At 52.0% G+C, this 23,257-nt stretch carries 24 protein-coding genes; 6 read left to right on the top strand and 18 right to left on the bottom strand.

Features of this window, described 5'->3' with window-relative positions; translation table 11 throughout:
• Nucleotides 1-77: 77 nt before the first annotated feature.
• The 6 genes from QYE77_RS13335 to QYE77_RS13310 all read left to right on the top strand — a co-directional run bounded on the left by QYE77_RS13335 (nucleotide 78) and on the right by QYE77_RS13310 (nucleotide 6,053).
• Nucleotides 78-326, top strand: a complete 249-nt coding sequence (locus tag QYE77_RS13335; RefSeq protein ID WP_315625927.1) for a hypothetical protein — start codon at nucleotides 78-80, stop codon at nucleotides 324-326.
• A gap of 73 nt (nucleotides 327-399) precedes the next feature.
• Entirely contained in the window at nucleotides 400-966 is a 567-nt protein-coding gene (locus QYE77_RS13330; RefSeq protein ID WP_315625926.1) for an LOG family protein, read from the top strand.
• Nucleotides 963-2,399 (top strand): proline--tRNA ligase, encoded by a 1,437-nt coding sequence (proS, locus tag QYE77_RS13325; protein ID WP_315625925.1) that lies wholly within the window; start codon nucleotides 963-965, stop codon nucleotides 2,397-2,399. The genes QYE77_RS13330 and proS overlap by 4 nt, the downstream gene beginning before the upstream one ends.
• A gap of 9 nt (nucleotides 2,400-2,408) precedes the next feature.
• Nucleotides 2,409-3,260, top strand: a complete 852-nt coding sequence (locus QYE77_RS13320) for a hypothetical protein (RefSeq protein WP_315625924.1) — start codon at nucleotides 2,409-2,411, stop codon at nucleotides 3,258-3,260.
• Between the two features lie 91 nt (nucleotides 3,261-3,351).
• Entirely contained in the window at nucleotides 3,352-3,624 is a 273-nt protein-coding gene (rpsO, locus tag QYE77_RS13315; protein WP_315625923.1) for a 30S ribosomal protein S15, read from the top strand.
• A 176-nt stretch (nucleotides 3,625-3,800) separates the two neighbouring features.
• Nucleotides 3,801-6,053 carry a polyribonucleotide nucleotidyltransferase gene (locus QYE77_RS13310; RefSeq protein WP_315625922.1) on the top strand — a complete coding sequence of 751 codons (2,253 nt, stop codon included), beginning with the start codon at nucleotides 3,801-3,803 and terminating at the stop codon, nucleotides 6,051-6,053.
• 55 nt (nucleotides 6,054-6,108) lie between these two features.
• Here QYE77_RS13310 and QYE77_RS13305 read toward each other — a convergent pair whose 3' ends face one another.
• The 18 genes from QYE77_RS13305 to QYE77_RS13220 all read right to left on the bottom strand — a co-directional run bounded on the left by QYE77_RS13305 (nucleotide 6,109) and on the right by QYE77_RS13220 (nucleotide 23,196).
• Nucleotides 6,109-7,707, bottom strand: coding sequence for a UDP-N-acetylmuramoyl-L-alanyl-D-glutamate--2,6-diaminopimelate ligase (locus QYE77_RS13305; RefSeq protein WP_315625921.1), 1,599 nt, complete (start codon nucleotides 7,705-7,707; stop codon nucleotides 6,109-6,111).
• Between the two features lie 108 nt (nucleotides 7,708-7,815).
• Nucleotides 7,816-8,553, bottom strand: coding sequence for a F0F1 ATP synthase subunit B (gene atpF / locus QYE77_RS13300; RefSeq protein WP_315625920.1), 738 nt, complete (start codon nucleotides 8,551-8,553; stop codon nucleotides 7,816-7,818).
• Nucleotides 8,554-8,576: 23 nt separating this feature from the next.
• On the bottom strand, nucleotides 8,577-8,813 hold the full coding sequence (atpE, locus tag QYE77_RS13295) for an ATP synthase F0 subunit C (protein ID WP_299027224.1): 237 nt from the start codon (nucleotides 8,811-8,813) through the stop codon (nucleotides 8,577-8,579).
• A 55-nt stretch (nucleotides 8,814-8,868) separates the two neighbouring features.
• Complete coding sequence (gene atpB / locus QYE77_RS13290; protein ID WP_315625919.1) at nucleotides 8,869-9,837, bottom strand: F0F1 ATP synthase subunit A; 969 nt, start codon at nucleotides 9,835-9,837, stop codon at nucleotides 8,869-8,871.
• The gene (locus QYE77_RS13285) at nucleotides 9,821-10,129 is read right to left on the bottom strand and encodes an AtpZ/AtpI family protein (RefSeq protein WP_315625918.1); all 309 of its coding nucleotides are present in this window, start codon (nucleotides 10,127-10,129) and stop codon (nucleotides 9,821-9,823) included. The genes atpB and QYE77_RS13285 overlap by 17 nt, the downstream gene beginning before the upstream one ends.
• Nucleotides 10,130-10,164: 35 nt before the next feature.
• A complete protein-coding gene (locus QYE77_RS13280; protein WP_315625917.1) occupies nucleotides 10,165-11,622 on the bottom strand; it encodes an NADH-quinone oxidoreductase subunit N in 1,458 nt (485 codons plus the stop codon).
• Complete coding sequence (locus QYE77_RS13275; RefSeq protein ID WP_315625916.1) at nucleotides 11,623-13,095, bottom strand: complex I subunit 4 family protein; 1,473 nt, start codon at nucleotides 13,093-13,095, stop codon at nucleotides 11,623-11,625. It abuts the gene before it with no gap.
• 11 nt (nucleotides 13,096-13,106) lie between these two features.
• Nucleotides 13,107-14,645 (bottom strand): complex I subunit 4 family protein, encoded by a 1,539-nt coding sequence (locus tag QYE77_RS13270; RefSeq protein WP_315625915.1) that lies wholly within the window; start codon nucleotides 14,643-14,645, stop codon nucleotides 13,107-13,109.
• A gap of 22 nt (nucleotides 14,646-14,667) precedes the next feature.
• Nucleotides 14,668-16,848 (bottom strand): NADH-quinone oxidoreductase subunit L, encoded by a 2,181-nt coding sequence (nuoL, locus tag QYE77_RS13265; RefSeq protein ID WP_315625914.1) that lies wholly within the window; start codon nucleotides 16,846-16,848, stop codon nucleotides 14,668-14,670.
• A 25-nt stretch (nucleotides 16,849-16,873) separates the two neighbouring features.
• A complete protein-coding gene (gene nuoK / locus QYE77_RS13260) occupies nucleotides 16,874-17,194 on the bottom strand; it encodes an NADH-quinone oxidoreductase subunit NuoK (RefSeq protein ID WP_315625913.1) in 321 nt (106 codons plus the stop codon).
• Nucleotides 17,191-17,709 (bottom strand): NADH-quinone oxidoreductase subunit J family protein, encoded by a 519-nt coding sequence (locus tag QYE77_RS13255; RefSeq protein WP_315625912.1) that lies wholly within the window; start codon nucleotides 17,707-17,709, stop codon nucleotides 17,191-17,193. Before QYE77_RS13255 ends, nuoK begins: the two co-directional genes overlap by 4 nt.
• A complete protein-coding gene (gene nuoH, locus QYE77_RS13250; RefSeq protein ID WP_315625911.1) occupies nucleotides 17,706-18,935 on the bottom strand; it encodes an NADH-quinone oxidoreductase subunit NuoH in 1,230 nt (409 codons plus the stop codon). Before nuoH ends, QYE77_RS13255 begins: the two co-directional genes overlap by 4 nt.
• Before the next feature lie 32 nt (nucleotides 18,936-18,967).
• Nucleotides 18,968-19,324, bottom strand: coding sequence for an NADH-quinone oxidoreductase subunit A (locus tag QYE77_RS13245; protein ID WP_315625910.1), 357 nt, complete (start codon nucleotides 19,322-19,324; stop codon nucleotides 18,968-18,970).
• Between the two features lie 152 nt (nucleotides 19,325-19,476).
• Nucleotides 19,477-20,115 (bottom strand): hypothetical protein, encoded by a 639-nt coding sequence (locus tag QYE77_RS13240; protein WP_315625909.1) that lies wholly within the window; start codon nucleotides 20,113-20,115, stop codon nucleotides 19,477-19,479.
• Nucleotides 20,116-20,122: 7 nt separating this feature from the next.
• Complete coding sequence (locus tag QYE77_RS13235) at nucleotides 20,123-21,286, bottom strand: geranylgeranyl reductase family protein (RefSeq protein ID WP_315625908.1); 1,164 nt, start codon at nucleotides 21,284-21,286, stop codon at nucleotides 20,123-20,125.
• A gap of 105 nt (nucleotides 21,287-21,391) precedes the next feature.
• The gene (locus QYE77_RS13230; RefSeq protein ID WP_315625907.1) at nucleotides 21,392-22,207 is read right to left on the bottom strand and encodes an FTR1 family iron permease; all 816 of its coding nucleotides are present in this window, start codon (nucleotides 22,205-22,207) and stop codon (nucleotides 21,392-21,394) included.
• A gap of 187 nt (nucleotides 22,208-22,394) precedes the next feature.
• A complete protein-coding gene (locus QYE77_RS13225; protein ID WP_315625906.1) occupies nucleotides 22,395-22,910 on the bottom strand; it encodes a thioredoxin domain-containing protein in 516 nt (171 codons plus the stop codon).
• An 85-nt stretch (nucleotides 22,911-22,995) separates the two neighbouring features.
• Nucleotides 22,996-23,196 carry a YgaP family membrane protein gene (locus QYE77_RS13220; protein ID WP_315625905.1) on the bottom strand — a complete coding sequence of 67 codons (201 nt, stop codon included), beginning with the start codon at nucleotides 23,194-23,196 and terminating at the stop codon, nucleotides 22,996-22,998.
• Nucleotides 23,197-23,257 lie beyond the last annotated feature (61 nt).

Below are 23,257 nucleotides of genomic sequence, written 5' to 3'. Positions count from 1 at the left end.
CATCCCGTTACAACTACAACCGCTCTGGTACGGGCTACGCATTGCCCGTACCAGAGTTTTATCCCTGATTACGAACTATGAGCACTCTTAACCAGACCAACACCCCTTTGGATCCCGAAGCCTTCTGGGATGCCATTCTTTCCCGCGATCCGAACCAGATTCGGGCTGCGTTTGCGCCATTGGGACGTGCGGAGAAACAGGCGGTTATGCAACACCTCTTTCGCATGGCCACTGAACCCGGCTGGCATCCCGAACAACGCCTTTCTGCTCGCGCAGCGCTCAAAGCACTGGGATTTGTTTCCGAGCAGTTGAACGAGGAAGGATAAGGTCTTGTTTGCATGGTGAGACCACAACGAAAGATTAGGTTAAAATAAAGTATCTTCAACACCAGGTAAAACCATGAGAATTTCGGTCTTTGGAAGCGCACGGCCACAACCCGGCCAACCCGATTATGAAGCGGCTTACGACCTCGGGCGGTTGATTGCTCAGGGAGGCCATATTTTACTGACCGGTGGTTACATGGGCACTATGGAAGCCGCTTCGCGTGGGGCCGCTGAGGCGGGAGGTCATGTTATTGGGGTGACATGTGAAGAGATCGAGCGCTGGCGTCCAACCAGCGCTAATCCTTGGGTTAAGGAAGAGATTCGGGCTCGCACCCTCATAGAACGGATTTCTATCCTAATTCGAGAATGTGATGCGGCAATTGCCTTACCGGGGGGAGCCGGTACGCTGGCAGAAATTAGTTTATTTTGGAATCATCTGATCATCCAGGCCATTTCTCCCAAACCTTTGGTCCTGGTAGGTCCAGGGTGGCAGCACGTCTTCCACACCCTTTTCAAGGAAATGGAAAACTTACTCTCTCCTAACGAGCAAAATTGGCTAATTTTCGCTTCCGATTATCAAATTGCCTATCGCGAAACACTGAAAGCAATTCAATTTCTCCCTAAGGATGGACGTAACCCATGAGCACAGAGAAGTTACCCGCGCGGAGTGAAAATTTCTCGGAATGGTATAACCAAGTTGTGCTGCGGGCCGAACTGGCCGATTATGCGCCCGTCCGTGGCTGTATGGTCATCCGTCCTTATGGGTGGGCGTTGTGGGAGAACATCCAGCAAGCGCTAGATCGGCGTTTCAAAGAAACCGGCCATGTCAATGCTGCTTTTCCCCTCTTCATCCCCATGTCCTTCTTGGAGAAGGAAAAGGAACATGTCGAGGGCTTCTCACCAGAACTGGCAGTAGTGACCGTCGGTGGCGGAGAGACCCTAGAAGAGCCCTTAGTAGTGCGCCCCACCTCAGAAACCATCATTGGTTATATGTACTCCAAATGGATTCGTTCCTATCGCGACCTGCCGGTATTGATCAACCAGTGGGGCAACGTTGTGCGCTGGGAGATGCGCACCCGTCTTTTCCTGCGCACCCTGGAATTCTACTGGCAAGAAGGGCACACCGCACACGCCACCGAAGAAGAAGCGTTGGAAGAAACCCTACGTATGCTTAACGTTTATACCGACTTTGCCTACAATGAAGCTGCCGTCCCGGTGATTCCAGGTCGTAAGAGCGAGACTGAAAAATTTGCCGGTGCCGTGCAGTCATATACCATCGAAGCCATGATGGGAGATACTCGCGCCCTGCAGGCCGGCACCTCACATTTTCTGGGACAGAACTTTGCCCGTGCGTTTGATATCCAATACCTGGATCGCAATAATCAACTGCAATATTGCTGGACCACTTCCTGGGGGCTCTCAACCCGCTTCATCGGCGCTATCATCATGACCCACGGTGACGATCAAGGGTTAATCCTGCCCCCGCGTTTAGCACCGATTCAAATTGTCATTGTTCCTATTTATCGTAGCGATAGCGAACAATCTCAAGTCATGGCAGTCGCCACCCAACTGCATAAACAATTAAGCACGCGCTTCCGAGTGAAGGTAGACGATCGTAGTGAAGTCACCCCTGGTTTTAAGTTTAACGACTGGGAACTGCGCGGCGTCCCCCTGCGCATTGAAATCGGCCCAAAGGATGTTGAAAAAGGGGTGCTGACCGTGGCACGACGCGATATTCCCGGTAAAGCCGGTAAATCTGTGCTTCATCCCGACAATCTAGAAGCCCAATTTGGCCAATTGCTGGATGATATTCACCATTCTATGCTTAAACGAGCCACTCAATTCCGTGACGAGCACATCTTCGACCCCAAAGACTATGAAGAACTGCGCGAAGTTGTACAGCATGGCTGGGCTTTCTCGTGGTGGTGCGGTAGCGCTGAATGTGAAGCCAAAGTCAAAGAGGATACTAAAGCCACCACGCGATGCATCCCGCTGGAGCAACCAGCGGGCGAAGGACGCTGTATTGTCTGTGGGCAGCGTGCCACCCAGAAGGTTTATTTTGCCCGCGCTTATTAGAAGCGGATTATGCCGGCAATCCCTCTCCATATCTTGCGCCAGCGCCTACAAGAGCTATTGCCCCTCTTTGAGGACGCACCTCGGTTCAAACGCGGGTTGAAGCACTTGTTGGACCAATATGCTGACCAATCCTACCGCCCTGGTGAAACCGTCCCATTAGCCAAAGCTTCAGAACGATTATTATTGCCCCCGGTAGTTATTTATGAGATTGAAGCCACACTTCAGGCGCTTGCATCTCAGTACCCCGAATCCGCCCTTAATCTGGCTAGCCTTCTGTGGGAGGAGGGCACCTCTCTTTTCGGTCATTTAGCCGCCACGCTCATAAGCGCAATTCCCGTAACTGGCGAAAATCTTTCGATCATCCAAGAACACCTCACACAATGGGTTCGGGGAATTGAGAACTCATCCCTAACTGCTATCCTCGTGCTGGCCACCGAGGGGATAAAGAGGGAGGCGTGGGATTCCTGGTTAAATCTGATCCAGGGTTGGCTCTTCTCTGATTCATCGAACGCGCAAAAGGTCGCGCTGAAGGCTCTTCACAACCTGGTGGATGATCCAACCTTCGATAACCTTCCCCTCATTTTCGATTGGCTCACAACATGGCTCCAGGAGAACTTTTCATCTACCCTTCCACAGGAAGCATTTGACCTGCTTCAAGCACTGGCGGGACGTTCACCTGCGGAAACCACCTATTTTCTACGCCAATTAATGCGTTTACTTTCCCCCCCACATGCACGACGCCTGATTCGATCGGTGCTCCCTTTGCTCCCTGAGGACTATCGCCAGCGTCTTCAGACGGCCCTACGCCAGTTCCTACTGCCGCAAAAACAACCTCCACCAAGTAGTCAACCTCTGGTATAATATACAACGCAGTGACTAGACCGGTGGGTGGGAGCAACCTGCTCACCAGGAGACCTGCTCAAATCAATTCAACTTAGGAGAAGCAGACGTCATGACTTTAACAAAAGAGGAGAAAAACAAACTAATCAGCGAATTTGGGCGCCACGAGGACGACACCGGCTCACCCGAGGTACAAATTGCGTTGCTCACGCATCGCATCAACCAGTTAACCGAGCATCTCCGGACTCACAAACATGATGAGTCCTCGCGGCGTGGCTTACTCAAACTCGTAGGTCAACGGCGCCGCCTACTGATGTATTTGCGCCGCAAGGATTACACCCGATACGCTGCATTGACCGAACGTCTTAACTTGCGAGCGCGATAAACGGAAGAAAGCGGGTGAGTAGATGGCAGCACGTTGACCATCTACTCACTTTTTTGAGACTAAAAGGGTCATTCTCCCCCCACGCGGTTGGGAGTTGAAATCTGGTGAGGACAAAAGTCCTCAATGGTTTTCAGTTCCTAACCCGCTGGGGGGATAAAAAAGAGGTAAAGGAGAATATGAATAAACCAGAAGCCAAACAATTTACGGCCATTGTTGGTGGTCGTCCGATTATCTTTGAAACCGGCAAACTAGCCGGGCAGGCTGGCGGTGCGGTAACCGTTCGCTTGGGCGATTCGGTCGTCTTCGCCGCGGCTACAATGGGTGACAAACCCAAGGAGGATGTAGACTTCTTCCCCCTCACGGTAGAATACGAAGAGCGTCTTTATGCCGGTGGACGTATTCCCGGCTCGTTCTTCCGCCGCGAAGGAAAACCCTCGGAAGAAGCCATCCTGATCGCCCGCCTATCTGATCGCCCCATTCGCCCCCTTTTCCCTAAAGGGATGCGCAATGAGGTGCAGGTCATTATGTTTTCCATCTCTGCCGATATGGAAAACCCCCTGGATATTTTGGCCGTCAATGCTGCCTCTGCAGCCCTGATGGTCTCTGACATTCCATGGGGCGGGCCAATCGGTGCGGTCCGGATTGGGCGCATTGATGGTCAATTTATCATCAACCCCACCTTTGAGCAAAAGGAAAAGTCAGACCTCGATTTGCGCATTGCCGGCACCCGTGAAGCCATTCTGATGGTCGAAGCCGGCGCCAACGAAGTGCCGGAAGACGTCATGGTAGAAGCCCTGGCCTTCGGTCATCAAGCCCTTCAGCCGCTTATTGATGCCCAATTGCAAATGGCTGCCGAAGCCGGCAAACCCAAGCGCGAGGTGCCCATCTTTGAGATTGATCCCGCCTTGGTCGAAGCCATCCGGGCCCGCGTTGCAGAACAAATCGAAGCCCTTCTTGATGCCCCACACACCAAGAGTGAACTCAACGATGCGATTGACGCACTTGAAGAAAATCTAGTTGCGGAACTGGCGGGTGAAGATGCGACCCAAGCGCGCGCAGTCCAAGAAGCCTTCACCGAGGTCTATCGTGCGATTGTGCGCCGCCGTATTCTTGATAAAGGCCTTCGCCCCGATGGACGCAAACCGGATGAGATCCGCCCCATTTGGTGTGAGGTAGGAATCTCGCCTCGTGCTCACGGGTCGGGTCTTTTCACCCGCGGCGAAACTCAGGTCTTGACCTTGGCTACATTGGGCACCCCGCGCGAAGCTCAGGAACTGGATAGCCTTGAACCGGTTGAAACCAAGCGCTACATGCACCACTATAACTTCCCACCTTATTCAACCGGGGAAGTTAAACCCCTGCGCGGCCAATCTCGACGCGAAATTGGTCACGGCGCGCTGGCCGAACGGGCCTTGGTGCCGGTTATCCCGCCCGAGGAAGAATTCCCCTACACCTTACGCCTCGTCTCAGAGGTGCTTTCATCCAATGGCTCTACCTCCATGGCCTCTGTGTGCGGCTCCACCCTGGCACTGATGGACAGCGGTGTGCCGATCAAAGCCCCTGTGGCTGGCATTGCGATGGGCTTGATCAAAGAAGGTGACCAATACCAGATCCTCACCGATATTCAAGGGCTCGAAGACCACCTCGGTGATATGGATTTCAAAGTTGCCGGGACAGCCAAGGGCATCACCGCGCTGCAAATGGATATCAAGATCAAGGGAATTACACCCGAACTCATGCGTGAAGCCCTGGAGCAAGCACGCCGCGCCCGCCTGTTTATCCTGGATGAGATGCTGAAGGTCATTCCTGCTCCACGACCCGAACTTAAACCGCACGCGCCACGCATTACGATTATCAAGGTGCCTGTGGACAAAATTGGTGCCATCATCGGGCCAGGCGGTAAGATGATTCGCGCCATTCAGGACGAAACAGAGACGCGCATTGACATCGGAGAAGATGGCACTGTGTATATCGCAGCCACCAGCGGCAACGGGGCGGCTCTGGCACGCGAGAAAATCGAGCGCCTATGCGAAGTTCCACAAATTGGGCGCATTTACACTGGGCGCGTAGTACGAGTCACCGATTTTGGGGCTTTTGTCGAGATTCTGCCCAATGTGGACGGTATGGTACACATCTCGCAACTCGACTCGGAGCGGGTTAAGAGCGTAGAAGATGTCGTGCGCGTGGGTGATGAGATCACAGTCATGGTCACCGATATTGACGAGAACGGACGCATCCGCCTTTCGCGTCAGGCCGTTTTGGAAGGCTGGACACCGGAAGAGGCACAAGCCCACGATCGAAATGGACGTACCGGCGGTACGCGCAAACCCTCTGGTGAAGGACGCGGAGGCAGCGCGCCACGGCGTCCCTCGGCTCCGACGGGTAAACCTTCCCGTGGTTCTAAGCCCCCCTCAGGTGGACGACGCTAAAAAATAAGCGCATCTGCAATGCCGCCGCCCCATTATATTCAGATGGGGCGGCTTTTTATTCGCTTTCTCCTTGAGTCGGCAGATAAGGCATGGAATAGCCGGACAGTCCCAGACGTTCAGCTAGGGCTGCCCGCATGGCCAAACGGTCATCCCAGGGATATTCCACCGTCCCAAAGCACATGGATTGCTCATGCCCCTTGCCCAGGGCGATCACCACATCTCCGGGTTGAGCCAGGCACACCCCCAACCGAATTGCTTCACCCCGATCCGGGACCCGAAACACCGTTTCACCCTCTACGGCTCCCTCCCGAACCGCAGCCCGAAGCATGACGTCAAGGATCTCCTCAAGCGATTCGGTACGTGGATCTTCAGCCGTCAGAATCGTGATATCCGCCAGACGCGCCGATTCCGCTGCCATAAGGTGTCGCTTCTCGCGATCCCGTAGCCCTGCTGAACCAAAGATGGCGATCACCCGCCCCCGTGTCAACTGGCGCACCGTAGTTAAAGCACGCTTTAGGGCATTCGGCGTATGGGCGAAATCCACAATGGCGAAGAAATCTTGACCCAAGTCAATCCGTTCCATGCGTCCGGGAATACCTGGCAAGTTGAATACTCCAAGCCGCGCCGCTTCCGGAGCCACGCCTAATCCTAACACCGTTGCCGCTATCGCCGCCAGGATGTTCGAAACATTATATTCGCCGATCAAACGGCTACGTATGGGAATAACGTGTTGACCCACATGAGCCACAAATGAAAGCCCCTCTGCATCCTGGCGGACGGTTTCCGCCCACACCTCAGCCCCAGGTTGGAGGCTGTAAGCAACTTGAGGCCCTTTGACCAGGGCTCTCAGGTAGCCATAAGACACATCATCGCGGTTAAGCACGGCGAGACGTGGGTTTCCTTGGGGTTTGGGGAGTGTCGTTTCCAGAAATTGAAACAAGCGGGCTTTCGCAGCACGGTAAGCCTCATAGGAGCCGTGGTAATCCAGGTGCTCATGGGTGATATTGGTGACCACAGCAATATCGAATTCACAAGCAGTCACCCGGTCTTGGGCTAAACCATGCGACGTCGCCTCAAGGACAGCATGGGTGAGGCCGGAATCACGCATCAGGGCAAGATAGCGCTGAACATCAGGGGCCTCGGGCGTGGTGACATGAAATCCAGTATCCAGCACCTGATCCCCAATCACAGCATTGACGGTTGAGATCATGCCTGCCTTTAGGCCTGCCGCAAGAAGGACATGATAAATCAAGTTTGTGGTGGTGGTCTTCCCATCGGTGCCCGTTACCCCAATCACGGTCATGGAACGGGCAGGAAAGTTATAGAGCGCCGCAGAAAGATAAGCCAGAGCAAAGCGCGCATCTTGCACCTGGATATAGGGGACGGAATGAGGATTGGCATCATAGGGCTGAGTTCCCATCACAGCCACCGCACCCTTCTGGATAGCTTGGGGAATATACCGATGACCGTCCGTGGTCGTACCCGGCAAGGCCACAAACAAACAGCCCGGGAAAGCATCCCGTGAATCCATACAAAGCCCCTGGATCATGATGCGTGGCAGTGGCTCAGGATTCAGCACCTCGATCGGCGTTTGAGCCAAAATGTCGTTTAAGGAAAGAGGTCGTGGAAGGGCAATCACCGAAGCGTATGACATAAAGTGAATTTTATCCCTTTACAACCAAAACCCCCGCCGGAATGGACAGGGGGTTTGATCTTTAATAATAAAGCGATGCGTTAGAATAAGACCAAGAGGTGACCAAACTCACTGCAAATGCTGGCGCAAGCTTTGCAATTGCCCGGCTACCGAACCATCAATTACCCGATCCCCAACGCGGACGATTAAGCCGCCCAAAATTGAGGGGTCAACTCGGAAGGTTACCGACGCACCTCCTCCTAAACGGGCGAGGATATCTCGTTTGACAACCTCTTGTTCTTCCGGGGTTAAAGGTAATGCACTGGTAACCTCTGCAGCGCCGCCCGTCAGTGTCTCTTCCTCGAGCACAACTACCTTCCCATCCCGCACGCCGGAGAAGAATTCTGCCAACAATGCCCGTTGACGTTGTTCATCCAGCGTTTCCTTAATCAGTTTTTGCGTCGCTGCAATGGCCAGAGCAGCAATCTGACCACGCATCTCGCTCAGCACACGATTGCGTTCCGCCTCTAACTCAGCCAAAGCCTGCTCGCGTTGCTTACGCAGTTCCTCTTCTTGCGTTGCCCGCACTTCACGCGCTACCGCCTCGGCACGCTCCGTCGCCTCACGCACGATATCTGCAGCCTTTGCCTGGGCTTCGGCAATAATACGGCTGGCCTCTTTTTCGGCATTAGCACGGGCTTCGGCGGCTACTCGGGCATCTTCTAAACCTTGTGCGACTATCTTACGGCGTTTTTCCAATTGGGCCATGAGGGGCTTGAACACCCAGGCCCGCAACACCACAAACAACACGACAAAACTGAGAATTTGAACAAACAACATTCCCAGGGAGATACCTAATTTTTCCAAGGTTCACTCCTTCATTCGAGGAATTAGAGCACGAAGAGCATCAAGAAAGCGATCACCAAACAGTAAATGGCGATGGCTTCCGAGAATGCGATACCGAGAATCATGTTCGTAAGCAGGTTACCATAAGCGTCAGGATTTCGCGCCATTCCCTGCAATGCACCCTGTACACTTAGACCAATGCCCACCCCTGCCCCTAGAGCACCGATCATAGAGAGACCTGCACCGATAAACTTCGCCGCCAGGATGATATCACCCGTCATGTTAAATCGCCTCCTCTCGATGAATTTTTGTTCTCGAAATTAATGTTCCAACACTTTAATGGTGTTCGCCCTCACCACCATGCCCGCGCGTAGCTTGAGCCATGAACACCATGGTGAGCATACCAAAAACAAAAGCCTGAATTAGGGCAATAAATGCCTCAAACACATACACAAACGATGGGATAAAGACGGGCAACAACGAGCCAACCAAAGCAATCAACACAAAGCCGGCAAACATATTTCCGAACAACCGGAATGAGAACGAGAGAATTTTAGCCAGTTCGGAAATAGTCTCTAGAAGTCCGACCAGGAAATCAATCGCCCCGAAGAAAGGCCGTGAAAACAGCGTGGTGACGTTGAAGAACTTAAGAAAATAGCGCCATCCTTGGGCTCGAACACCGATAACCTGGGTCATGAACACCGAGATCAGTGCCAAACCCACGGTAAAGTTTAGATCGGTTGAGAGACCGCGCACGAAGGGCGTTAGCGTATATTCGCCCTTCTCCGTGCTCAGGGTGTACCAGACTCCTCCTAGGGCTTGAATTGCGTGACCGTCCTTTTCGGCATGGTGAATAATGCCAATCGTTTCTACGCCGGGAACCAACTTCATCAGGTTCGCAATCAAAACCACGAGGAAAATCGAAGCGAACCAGGGGAAAATTTCCTTTGCCCATCTTCCGGCTGAACTTTCGGTAAGGTTATAAAGGATTTCGATCAGCGCTTCTAAAGCCCCAGCAATCCCACGTGGCACCAAATCCCCTTTACGCACTGTCCGCTGAACCGACCACGCGATCCATAAGACAATCAAGTCAACGATCAGCAGGGCTGGTAGGGTGTTAACCAGATAAAAATCTCCCAATGGACCGAGATGGAAAAGTGGCTCTTCAATAAGTTTTTCAGGTGCAACCTGAATATGGGGTCGCACTGGCGCTGCAATATTTACGGCAAAAACTCCCAGAATAATACACGCCAGTACAATCCAGCGATTCACGCCCCAACGCCACTTCTTAGGTGTCGTCTCCAAGGTTTGCCTCCTTCAGCGTAGGTTTAGTCGCCTTTGGGGGAATAGGCTTTATTTTTGAGACCGCTTTCTTTACCACGAAAAACATAGCCGCTAGCGATACTGGAATGCTTAAAACCAATAAGCCCAGTGTGAACCAGGGTCGAGTTCCCAAGCGAACGTCTAACCAGATGCCCCCAAAAACAGCCAGCAGCACGATGATTAAGGTCAGGCACCCCACCTGACCAGTAATGCCAGCAATGGTGAGATTGATAAATTGCTGCCTGCGGTCCTTCTCGGGCTGTGGCGGTGTCATGACGATGCGATTATAACATGGGCTAAAAAGTGGCGTCAATAAACCCACAATGCCTTAGCCACGCTTCCGGCCCAGGTATACCAGGGGGCAATCCAAGTACCGACCAGCAAAATACCCAATACACAAAATCCCAATGCCAGTCGCCAGGCTGGTCGAATGTCTTTTATCGGTTCAACACCAGGTGTGAAACGATATACAGTCTTGAGCACAACTAAGTAGTAGTAAAGCCCGATAACCGAATTGAACACCCCCACAAAGGCTAACCAAATCTGACCGGCCTCAACTGCCGAGCCCAAAACCAGTAGTTTGGCAACAAACCCGGCAAAGGGGGGAATGCCACCCAATGACAGCAATGCCACCAACATGGCAAGCGCCAGTGGTGCCGAACGTTGCTGCAACCCCTCTAGGGCTTTCAAGTCACTTGATCCAATCGCCTGCTCAACGACCGCTAAAATGCCAAAGGCAGCCAGGTTGGTCACTAAGTAGGCAATCAGATAATATACGGCTCCAGTTGCTCCCAGTGGTGTGCCAGCCGCAACACCGATCAAAATGTAGCCGGCCTGGGCAATGGAAGAATACGCCAACAGGCGCTTGGCATTGGATTGAACCAACGCCAGGTAATTACCGACTAACATGCTCGCCGTCGCTAAAATACCGATCAGAAGCGTCCAAAACGAGGCTTGATCGGCAAAGGCACCGATAAGAAATCGTAATAGAACCGCAAAACCAGCCGCCTTTGATGCCGTAGAAAGATACCCTGTCACCGGTGTAGGCGCGCCTTCATAGACATCAGGCGCCCAAAAATGAACAGGAACAGCGGCTATCTTAAACCCAAACCCCGCCAAAACAAAGACTAAGGCCATGGCGATCAGCCAGAGGGGGGCTTCTGCCTGACGCAATGCCATCGGCAGGTCGTACAAGCGTGTGGTGCCGCTCATCCCATAGAGCAGACTCAAACCGTATAACAACATTGCCGACGCCACCGCCCCAAAGAGCATGTATTTCAACCCGGCTTCAGCCGACCGCACATCATAGAGGTAAAAGCCGGCCAAAACATAGAGAGGTATTGAAGCGGTCTCAATGGCGATAAATAGCATGACTAAATCCGCCGCAGAAGCCATCAAACTTAGCCCCAATACACTCAGGAGAAGCAAGGCATAAAACTCCCCTTTTCCGGCGATCGCTTTCACCTGCATCGCAAAAAGCGCTGTCAGCCCCGCCCCGGCCAGAAAGATCATCCGAAAGACAAACCCCACCGCATCCAGGCGCAGGGTTCCCCCCCACAATAAACGCGGCGTGGAAGGTAGGGCGAAGACGAGACTTAATATCCCAACAACAAGAATCCCAATTGCCACCACGCCACCTAACCAATGCCGGCGTGAGGCTTCAGAGGTAAATAAGTCCAATCCCAGCACCAGTCCGGCCAAAACTAATAAACCAATCTCAGGGACTAGAGCACGAATATAGGTTACAGGTAGGGTTGAAGCCGTCACTCACGCACCTCCCACCAAGGCTAAAATGTGACGCACCCCCGACTCAACAAATGGGGTAAGCAGCGAAGGGAACCACCCTAAAAGGATCATAATGGCTGAGAGCAGCAAGATGACCCCCTTGTCCTTTCCACTTACATCTCCCACTTTATCCGCCAATGCAGCGGGCATTTCGCCAAAGAAAACGCGCCGCACGACCAAAAGGATGTAGGCTGAAGTAATAATAATGCCCAATACGGCAATAACGGCTACCCAGGGAGCGCGTTGCCAGGCACCCAAGAAGACCGGGAACTCCGCGATGAATCCGGAAAAGCCGGGCATTCCCATGGAAACTAAACCCGAAATGATGAACCCCACCGCCGCCCAGGGCATCACCCGTGCTAAACCACCCAAAGCGGGTATATCGCGAGTGTGAGCACGATCATAAACCATGCCAACAATGGCAAAAAAGAGAGCCGTCATCACCCCATGTGAAAACATCTGCAAGCCAGCACCCAGCAACCCCTCGCGGGAAAGGGTAGCAAAGCCGATAAGCACTAACCCCATGTGGGAAACGGACGAGAAACCAATCACGTACTTAAAATCGGTCTGCACCATGGCAATGGCCGCCCCATAGACCACATTGATGGTAGCCAGAGCCAGAATAAGCGGTGACCAAAATTGAGCCCCTTGCGGTAATAACATGATTCCTGTGCGTAAAGCCGCAAAAGCCCCCACCTTCATCTCTACCCCAGCCAGCAACATAGAAATGGCGGTAGGGGCGGCTACGTGACCATCCGGTGCCCAACTATGGAAAGGAAAGATACCTCCTAATACGGCAAATCCCAAGAAGATAAATGGGAACCAGAAACGTTGAAAATCCACACCAAAATTGGCTTTCTCCAACGCCAGAAGGTCAAAGGTACGCAATCCCGAATTGAAATACAGGGCTAGCGCTCCCACTAATGCCAGCACCGAACCGATAAACAGGTACAATGTTAGTTTCATGCCACCATAATCGCGGGTTTTGGGATAACCCCATAACACGATCATCAAATACTTGGGAAAGACAGCGATCTCAAAAAAGAAGAACAAAAGGAAAAGATCCAGAGAAACAAACACCCCCAAAATGCTGGTGGCCAAAAACATCATAAATGCGAAAAACTCACGTGGTCGTTCTTCGACATTCCATGAGACCAATACACCCGAAAACAAGACTAATGCCCCCAGCAGGACCATCGGAAGACTAAACCCATCCACTCCCACTGCATAAGAGATACCCAAATCTGGCAACCAGGGATAACGTTCAATAAACTGGTAACCCCCGAGATGGGTGTCATAGCGCAAATAGAGCACCAGGGCTAACCCCAATACCAACGTAGCAGCGACCAATGCAATACCTCGCACCCAAGAGTGGCGGTCCGCTGGTAAGCACAACAAGATTAACCCGGCCACCAGGGGTGTTAGTACAATGGCGCTCAGAATGGGAAAATTCATTCCTCACCTCATTAGAAAAATGTCACAATGGCTTGGTTGATCATTCCTAGGATCCAGGCCGGCCATAACCCGGTAAGCAGACTGAGACCGATTAGGGGCAAAATAACCACTAGTTCTAGAGTATTCATATCCGTGAGCACATTTTGCCAGCGCGGATTAAGAGGTCCATGTAATACCAAACGCAAGGCTTTCAGGATATATGCCCCCGTGAAAAACAGTCCAATCATGCTCAAAGCGGTTGCCAGCATAAGTTGCGGCCATGCCCCTCGCACCACCAAAAACTCTGATACAAATCCCCCCAATCCTGGTAGCCCTAAAGACGCCATGGCCGTGAAGATTAGCATCGTCCCATAAACGGGAAGAATGGCATACAAACCACCAAAAGCCTGCAAATCGCGGGTATGAGCACGATCATAAATGACACCCACGAGGAAAAACATCCCAGCTGCGCTTAAGCCATGGTTAAACATCTGCAATATGGCGCCATTTAGGGCAAGGTTAGCATCCAGACGGGTTTGAGCATCTACGGCCCGCCAAGTCAGGGCTGCCGCCGCCACACCCAAGACCACAAACCCCATGTGGTTGATTGAAGAATAGGCAACCAAGCGTTTGAAATCTTGCTGTGCCAACGCCCCCAACGCACCGAAGATGATCGCTGCCACCGCCAAAGCCGCTAACCATGGCGCAAACTGTTGCGCCTCATTGGGAAAGAGAGGTAACACCAAACGGATAAACCCATAGCCACCAAGTTTGAGCAAAACACCTGCCAGGATCATTGAACCGGCGGTAGGGGCTTCCGTGTGAGCATCGGGCAACCAAGTGTGAAACGGCCAAATCGGTACCTTGATTGCAAAAGCAATCACGAAAGCCCAAAAAGCAATGGCCTTAACCGTGCTCATGGACAGTCCCAGTGGGAGATCTAAGCGCGCCAGGGCCGGCCAACGTTGGAACAGCGCCACCAGATCAAATGTCCCACTGCTTAATCCCATAACTTGAATGGCCAGCAATAATCCCAATGATCCACCCATGGTATAGAGAATGAACTTAAGCGCAGCATAATGTCGATTAGCACCTCCCCACTGGCTGATCAGAAAATACATGGGCACCAAACCGACTTCCCAGAAAACGAAGAAGAGCAATAGATCTAATGCCAGAAAGACGCCCAGCATACCAGTCTCGAGCAACAGGAAGAGCACCAAGTAAGCCTTAAGGTTCTCTTTGATGCTGCTCGAGGCCAGCAAAGCCAGTGGTGTGAGTAACGTGGTTAGCAGGACAAGCGGAAGCGAAAGCCCATCTATTCCCAAGTGATAAGACGACCCAATGGCGCTATACCAATCTACCCGCTCCACAAATCGAAAGCCATCTACACTAGGTGCTGCAGCAAAGCGCGCCCATAGGGCAAGGGTAAGAACCAAGGGAATAAGAGAAAAGAATAACGCTAACCCGCGCAGGCTTTTTTCCGTACGCAAAGGTAAAACGAGCAAAATAATGGCTCCCGCCGTGGGAACAAATAAGATCAAAGTCAACCAGTGTGCGTCCAACCAGGTCATTCTTTGCTCCTAAAGGCCGAGTTTAAACCATCCCAATGGAGAAGAGCACCAACCCAATGATCAGGATGCCCACCAGCGCGATTAGAAGGTAAACCTGTAACCGCCCTGGTTGCAGAATACGCAAGCGCGCTCCAACCTCATGCGTTCCGTCTGCCACTGCATCACCAGCGCCGTTGATCAGCGGACGATCAATAAATTCACGAAAGCCGTGGCCTATGGCTAACCCTAAGCGGCCAATTCCGTGCAGTACGCCATCAATGATTTTCCGATCAAGCCAATGATAGGTGAAAACGTCTGCAACCCACAGCGCCGGGCGAATAAACACGAGTTGATAAAGTTCGTCAATGTAATACTTGTTCTGCCACAACCGGTATAGCCCACCCAGGGGCTTAGCCAGCACATCTTGAACGCGATCGCGCTGGGATTGATAAACCCACCACCCCAGGAAAAGTCCGCCCAGCGAGGCTAGAATAGAAACCAATAGCGGTGTAGGTGTAAAGATCAGGTGATCCGCTTCACCCACATGCCCTAACATGCTCCCCACAAACGCCTCAAACCAATTGGGAAGAATTCCTCCTACCAGCGGAAAAGACGCCGGAATACCCACCCAACCCGCTGCAAGAGCAAAAATGGCTAACACCACTAGGGGAATGGTCATGACCAGACGTGATTCCTGCGCCTGTGCCGCTGCCGCAGTGCGTGGCTGCCCTAGAAAAACCAACGTCAGTTGACGCATGGTGTAGAATGCCGTTAACAACGCAGCAACGCCCAGGGTGATAAAAACAGGAAGATTGCTTTGAAATGCTGCGGTTAAGATTTCATCCTTAGACCAAAAACCGGCCGTGATTAGCGGAAAACCAGCCAGCGACAGCCCCCCAACCAGGAACGTCCAAAAGGTCACGGGCATCTTATGACGCAACCCGCCCATGTTGAACATATCTTGGGGATCTACATGTTCGTCGGTATGGTAAACACCATGCTCCATTCCATGGATAACCGAACCCGATGCCAGGAAAAGCAGGGCCTTGAAGAAGGCATGGGTGACCAGATGAAACGTTGCGGCAACGTAAGCACCTATCCCCAAGGCGGCGATCATGTACCCGAGTTGCGAGATCGTCGAATAGGCTAAAACGCGTTTGATATCCCGCTGGGCTAAACCGATGGTCGCGGCAAACAGAGCGGTAAATGCACCGATAAATGCCATTGCCACCATTGGGGGTGTCAGCGGTTCTCCCGGCATCCATCCGGCAGAAAGCAAGGGGAAGAAGCGGATCATCAAATATACCCCTGCTGAGACCATGGTCGCGGCATGGATCATGGCCGAAACCGGCGTAGGGCCTTCCATGGCGTCCGGCAACCATACATGCAAAGGAAACTGCGCTGATTTACCCACCGTGCCGGCAAAAAGCAGTAATCCAATTAGCGCAGCCCAGGACAATCCCGCAACAGGCGAGATAGTCGAAGCCAGGATTTCAAGTACCTGGGGATTACCCAAAATGGCACGGTAGTTAAGACTACCGGTAAGGGCATAGAGCGCTGCCAATCCAAGCAGCATAAACACATCCCCAATCCGAGTGGTCAAAAAGGCCTTAACCGCGGCGTTCCGGGCCGACTCTTTGGCGTACCAGAAGCCGATCAACAGGTAAGAACATACCCCCATGACCTCCCAGCCGATATAAAGCGTTAGCAAGTTATCACTGACGACCAATAAATACATCGCAAAGGCAAAGAGGCTAACTAGCGCGAAGAATCGCGCATACATTGGTTCAATCGAAGGCACACGATGATGATGACCATGAGCATCTTTGACTTCGGCGCCTTGGGGAGGCAAACCCGGCCGATCGTGAACGCCCCGGGGTTGACCATAATTGTGGTACCCCACACTGTAAATAAAGATCATCAAGATGGTCCAAGCCACAAAAAACAACGTTACAACAGTTAAGGGATCAGCCTGGACCCCGATTTGGAACCAAGTATCTCCGGTTGGAATCCAATTTAACACCGCACTCCAGGGGTGTTCAGCAAGGTGCTCGGATTGCAGAGCGCGCCAAAACACGAACATGCTCCCCAGCCACGAGAGACCTACAGCCCCAATAGCCAGCCCATGGCTGAGGCTGTTACGCCGATAAGCAAAGGTTATGATCAAGAAAAATGCCAACAAGGGCGGTAAAGGCAATAACCAAATCAGGGTCTCAAATGGCATGTTACTTTCCTCTTTATCCTTTGATCTAGCCTTTGAGCAGGGTCATTTCATCAACCACCACCGTGTGGTGGCGACGATAGGCAGAGATGATTAACGCCAGCGCAACTGCCGTCTCGGCAGCAGCCAGTACAAACACCATTGCCACAAAGACCATCCCATTTACTTGAGGTGCCCCCCGCACCTGCGACCAGTAGTGCCAGAAGGCCAAAAGATTGATATTAACTGCATTGAGCATCAATTCAATTCCCATCAAGATAACAATGGCATGCCGGCGAGCCAAAACGGTAAATAAACCAATGCTAAATAAAACCGCAGAAAAAGTAAGGTACCAGGAAAGTGGAATCACGGTCGTTCTCCTTTCCGTTCAAAGGCAATATAAACCGCCCCAATCAGCGCAGCCAGCAGCAATACCGAAGCCACTTCAAAAGGCACGGCATACCCTTCTGCATCTACCAACGCTTGCCCTAAAGGCAGGACCGCGTCAAATGTAGAACCTAACTCTTGCAACGCAGTGCTTCCAATTATCCAGCCAGCCATGGTAAATGCCAGGATGGCACCAATCAAGCCAGCGATTCCTGCCGCAGCCCAGGCATAAGCGTTAAGGCGAGCACCACTTTCATCTGTTCGCTGTGTCAGCATAATGGCGAAAACAATCAAAATCAAAATGGCACCAATATAAACCAGGAGTTGGACAATGGCAAAAAAACTGGCCTCTAGAGTTATGAAAATCACCCCAACACCCAGCAAGGCCACCGCCAGCCACAAGGCAGCATGCATCATGCGGCGTGAAGCCACCATCATCACCGCCGCTCCTACAGTAAGAAAAGCGGTGACTACAAACACCCATTGTAAGATACTCATGAAGCCACCCCTGTTTCAGACGGATTGATCAGATTTTCGGGCCGTGCTACCGGGCGCACCGGCTGGGCGACCGGTTGTCGGCGTAACCTCTCCCGCGAGGATAACAAACGGTCCAAAATAACATAGGCCAAGGCATTAACCCCCAACAAAACCATAACTCGCACCAAAGGTAATGCTCCGCGTAAGAAGTAATCCACGAGTGCAATGATCATTAAGAGGAGCAGCGCTAGTGGAGTAAAAACTTTCCAATTCAAGTCCATCACCTGGTCAATGCGAAAGCGTGGCAACGTTCCTCGCAACAAGATCATCAAAAGATACACAGCACTGCTCTTGAGGAATAAATACACAAACCCTAACACCGGATAGGCCTCTGCACCCGGGCCGCGCCATCCACCCAGGAACAATACCGCAAAAATCAGCGAAACTGTAAATGCCTTGAGAAATTCCGCCACATAGAAAAAGCCAAATTTCAACCCAGAATACTCCACGCTATACCCTGCCACCAGTTCTGACTCGGCTTCAGGTAGGTCGAAGGGAGCGCGGCCAACTTCAGCCACTGAGGCCGTCAGGAATATCAAGGCCGGCAATGGTGCGAGGAAGAGAAACCACACCTCTTGGGCCCGGGTGATAGCATTCAAATTAAGACTTCCGCTGAACATGACCGGCACCAAAGCCGATAATGTCATCGGCACACTGTAAGAAATAAGTTGTGCCACCGTACGCAACGCCCCCAAAAGGGCATACTTATTGTTCGAGCTCCAACCGGCCAAGATAATAGCGATCTCACCTATGGCCCCAACGGCCAAAAGGTACAAAATACCCACATTGAGTTCGGCCCCAAACACCGTTGCCGAGAAAGGTACGACCGCCCAGACCATGAGCGCCGCTGCCACCGAGAGGACCGGTGCTAAATTAAAAGGTACGCGATCTGCTCCTGCCGGCGTTATGTGTTCTTTGGTAAAAATTTTGAGCACATCGGCAATGGGCTGCAACAATCCCCATGGTCCAACCCGATTCGGACCCAGACGGTCCTGAAGTCGTCCGATCAGTTTACGTTCTAACCACAGTTGTAGGATGACAAACAACAGGGCTGCCGTGGCCAGCAGTACTGCGCCTATCGTATAACGGATGACTAGTACCCAACCCTCCGGCACGCCCCAAAAGAGCAAAAGATTTTCTAGCCACAAGCGCAAAAACGTGATCGGATCCTGCCAAAAAGCGGTCATTACCCCTCCCATGTGAAATCTTTCTCAAGGCTTCACTGCCAGTTGAGAGCCCCCTTGCGCCAAGCATAAAAAAGGCCACCCAGAAGAATGGCCAGGAAAATGATGGCTTCAACTATCGCAAAAAGCGGTAGCTGTTGATACGCTACCGCCCAGGGATAAAGAAGCACCGATTCCACATCAAAGATTAGAAAAGCCAAAGCAAATAAATAATACTGAATTCGCAGTTGCGTCCACGTCGGTCCAACGGTTTCAACGCCACATTCATAGGTGGCCTCTTTAATTGGATTAGGCTTTTTGGGAGCCAATAAACCGGCTAAAAAAATAGCGATGGCTGGTAAAGCAACCGCTACCAGCGTAAAAATTCCGATGTATAACCATGCGCTTAACATATCCTGCCTCATGGATCTCGGGATATTTTCTTGTCCTGGCGGGACTGTACCTACCCCCCGCCTATGGCTTTATTCTATCAACGGGTTGCCATCTTGTAAAGCAACCTGAGTGTGGTTATCCAAATAGTGCGATTTTTCACAATTTATCTGCATTAGGAGAACCGCTTCATCCACCATCTTTGCCCTGTCAAGGCCAGTGCCCACATCAAACCACCCAGCCCAACCCAAATCCAATTGGACACCCCTAATGGAGTCGCCACATTGATAGTAAATGGCCAAGCCAATATGGGTAACCCCCCACCATCAACCCCCTCCACCGAAGCGGTATGAGCATAAATCCAAAGCGTCCCTTGAATGGGTTGGTCATTCCGAGACATTACTCGCCATGTCAAGGTCATTCCTTTTCGGAGATCCACTACTTCGCGCCAAATCCCTGCCGGCTCAACATATCCACCGTTTATTTCTAATCGCACAGTAAATATTAAACGCAAGGGAGAAACGACTGGATCGCTCGGTAAGGGAGTACCAACGCCTGGTACCCAATTCAACGTTATTTTTCCCCATTCCCTGGGACGCAGGCTCTGAGGCCAACCGATAACGACCTGCCCGTGACTTAATGCCCCAACGGCATCTATCTGAATATCTTCAACCTCTGGCTGATTCGATAGCCATTCCAATTCGGGGTGCAAGGTGATCCAAGTCGTACGAGATGGCCAAAGGGCCAACCCCACCAGAAGGGCTCCGATTATGAGCAGACCAACCCGTATTCCCATGGCAACGGAATTTCGCATGTTTTTTTCACCACTGCCGATGTGGTTTGTTTTGCAGATATTGAGCCAAAACAAGAGGTAAATAGAGAGGTAAAGATAGAATCAGACGTGTAAAAGACTGGCGCGCAGTGAGCGTATTCAGCCACAAGGCTTGCAGTTTCGGACTCGTTACCAACACATTTACTGCTCGCTTAGGATGGGAATACACCCACCGCCCCAAACGCGCTGCGAAACGCAACTCCCGTCCCAGGGTCGTCTGCACCATACGCGTGTAGGCCGCCAAATCAGCCCGGCGGTCGGTTAAGCCAATCTGCAGCGCTTGAGATGCTAGACAGGCACTCCATAAGGCATAGGATATGCCCTCACCCAAAAACGCATCGGCCAGATTGGCAGCATCTCCCACCAAAAGCATCCGTCGGGTATGTAGGGGATACCTTTGACCCCCGAGCGGAATACGATGACCGCGCAAAAGGCGTACTTGGCCCTTTGCTAAGTGCGCATACTGCCCCATGAATCGTTCCAGCGTTCTCTTTAGGTCAGGTACACGCCCCCCATGTGCTGCAAACACGCCTACCGAAAGGTGCCCCCTTTTGGGGAAGATCCACCCATACCCAAAAGGTAGGATTCCGAAATCAAACGTTAGATACGGCCCTTGCGTTTCTAACCCCCTTGATGGCACATCCACCTCCGCCTCTAAGGCCACACCGGTAACACGACTGAACCCCCTGAATTGACGGGCAATAAGACTATTTACCCCATCCGCTCCTACGAGGTAACGTGCACGCAGAATTCCGGTCGGGGTCTCCACCTGCACATGGTCTGGTGTTTCCTCAATCCTTAGGGCTGGCGTACGATCCTGGAGATGGGCACCAGCCATTTGCGCCAACTCCGCTAACCAAGCATCAAAACGATCCCGCATTACCAACGCAGCGACGAATGAGTTATCCGTTTTTTCCAAAACGACTTGCCCGTTCCAAGCCAACCGGCCACCGACCGCATAGACTTCAGTTACATCCGAGGGTTCGACCGGCAAACATCGGAGCGCACGCCACGTCAAACCACCACCGCAGGGCTTATAACGGGGCAAGGCCGCTTTCTCAAGTAAGATCACATTAATCCCGACCCGCGCAAGAAGATAGGCACACGTCGCCCCGGCTGGCCCAGCCCCAACCACAATGACATCTGCGCCCATAATACCCTCTTGTGCCCAATCAGGGTTTCTCCATTATAGTCGCCTTTTGGGGCGTAATAAGAAAAACACCCCTGTTTCAGGGGTGTTAAAGAAGACTCAGGTAGGTCAAGTTCGGGCAACTCGCCACGAAGGCTTTGGCAATACCAGGATGCCAATGCTCACCACATACATCAAGTAGGCAATAACCTCCGTGAGCGAGGGGTTTGCATTATAGCCAAATAACGCCGTTAGCACCTGGCCGATAAACGTGCTCTCAGGCAATAAATGACCGATATCCCAAAGAGGATCTACAACCGCTGGAATCCAGCCAATTTCATTAAATTCATGCACTCCATGGGCAACCAACCCGGCAGCGAATAAGAGAAGCAAGACATTGCTCAGTTGGAAAAAGCGCTTGAGATTCAGGCGATACGTTGTGGTGAAAATGACCCACCCCCCAAATGCAGCCAGGGCCAACCCAAGCAACGCACCACCCCAAGTTGGTAAAGCACCTGCCGCAAAACGGGCCGCCAGAAGAAAAATGGCCAATTCAATTCCCTCACGACCAACCGCCGTAAAAGCCACCAGGAAGAGGCCCCAAGCGCCGCGGCGTTGCGTTTCAACTCTCACGTCATGCTCTAATTCGCGGCGAATTGCAGCACCCTGACGATGTAACCAGAAGATCATCCAGGTCAAAAGACCTGCTGCCAGTAGCATCATCACGCCCTCAAAAGCAGCTTCTGCCTGCCCTTCCAGTTCCATACCCAGGGCATTCAAGCCCCAACCCACGACCAGGCTACCTCCCACTGCTGCCGCTACCCCTAACCACACTGACCTTTTAAGGGACTGCAATTGAAACTTTTCCAGCGCACCCAAAAGAATGCCGATAACTAGGGCCGCTTCCAGACCTTCACGTAATGCCAGCAAGAAAGCAGCAAACATGATGCAAACACCTCACAGTAATGGGATTTTTGCGGCTGTTTCTGTTGGCTCTGGCCGAGCCAGAAAACAATGCCCACGCACACATTTTATCATATTTTTAGATATATTTGATAAAAATTCGCTTTAATACCAAAAAGAAAAACCCGGAAAAACTTCCGGGTTCCTGGAACGATATCCTGGGTATGATCTATTTTAACGAGAGCCAGGATTTTACTCGCGAGGTTAACATATTATAGAGAGGACAACGGTCGTAGACTGCGCTGAAGATCAACCCCAATCCGACAGCGATTAGAATCCAGGAAACGTCATTGTTCCATGCCAATACCAACACAATGGTCCCGCTTATCAGACGCAATAATCGCTCGGTCAATCCCAATGAGAGGTGTGGTGTTTGCCCCCGAGTCAATGCATCAAACAACTGACCTAACGCCGCTTCGGATTGCAAACCCATCCGACGGAATACTTCTTTGCCCCGATCAAAACCGATCAGGGTTGGAATACCGAGAATGTTCAAGGTCTGCACCACCTCAGGCGATTCATCTGCGTTTACTCGGACAAGTTCCACCTGTCCCGCATATCTCTGAGCCACCCGTTCCAACCCTGGCGCCATTACCCGGCACGGTCCACACCAGGGCGCCCAAACCTCAACAACAATGGGTAAAGATGATTGGTTAAGCGTACTTTGCCATTCTTCAAGATTCATAGTCAATGTCCATCCGTGGGACGATTAAATGGCTTGCCGGTAGCAGTTCCAGCAAGCCAACGATACACACGATTAAACTAGGACCCTAAGCCTTGTTGGTGCGGATCTTAAAGAGCGCATATAGCGGGCACCATCCTAACAGACCGGTAAGCAAGGGCACAAAACCCAAAATCTTAAAGGCAACGCCCCAACCTCCACTAACGAAACCACCCCAGCCTAAAACCAATAACACTAAACCCAGCACGATCCGCACAACACGATCCCAACCGGCTTCATTTACACGCATGGCTTACCTCCCATAACCTAAAAATTTTCTTTCTAATAAATTGGATGCACATAGTCCCCAA

The organism is Thermanaerothrix solaris (genome assembly GCF_032334255.1).
In the GTDB taxonomy this organism is placed as follows: Bacteria; Chloroflexota; Anaerolineae; order Anaerolineales; family Anaerolineaceae; genus Thermanaerothrix; species Thermanaerothrix solaris.
The sequence above is the reverse complement of the archived record's forward strand: the minus strand, read 5'-3'. Positions and strand labels throughout refer to the sequence as shown.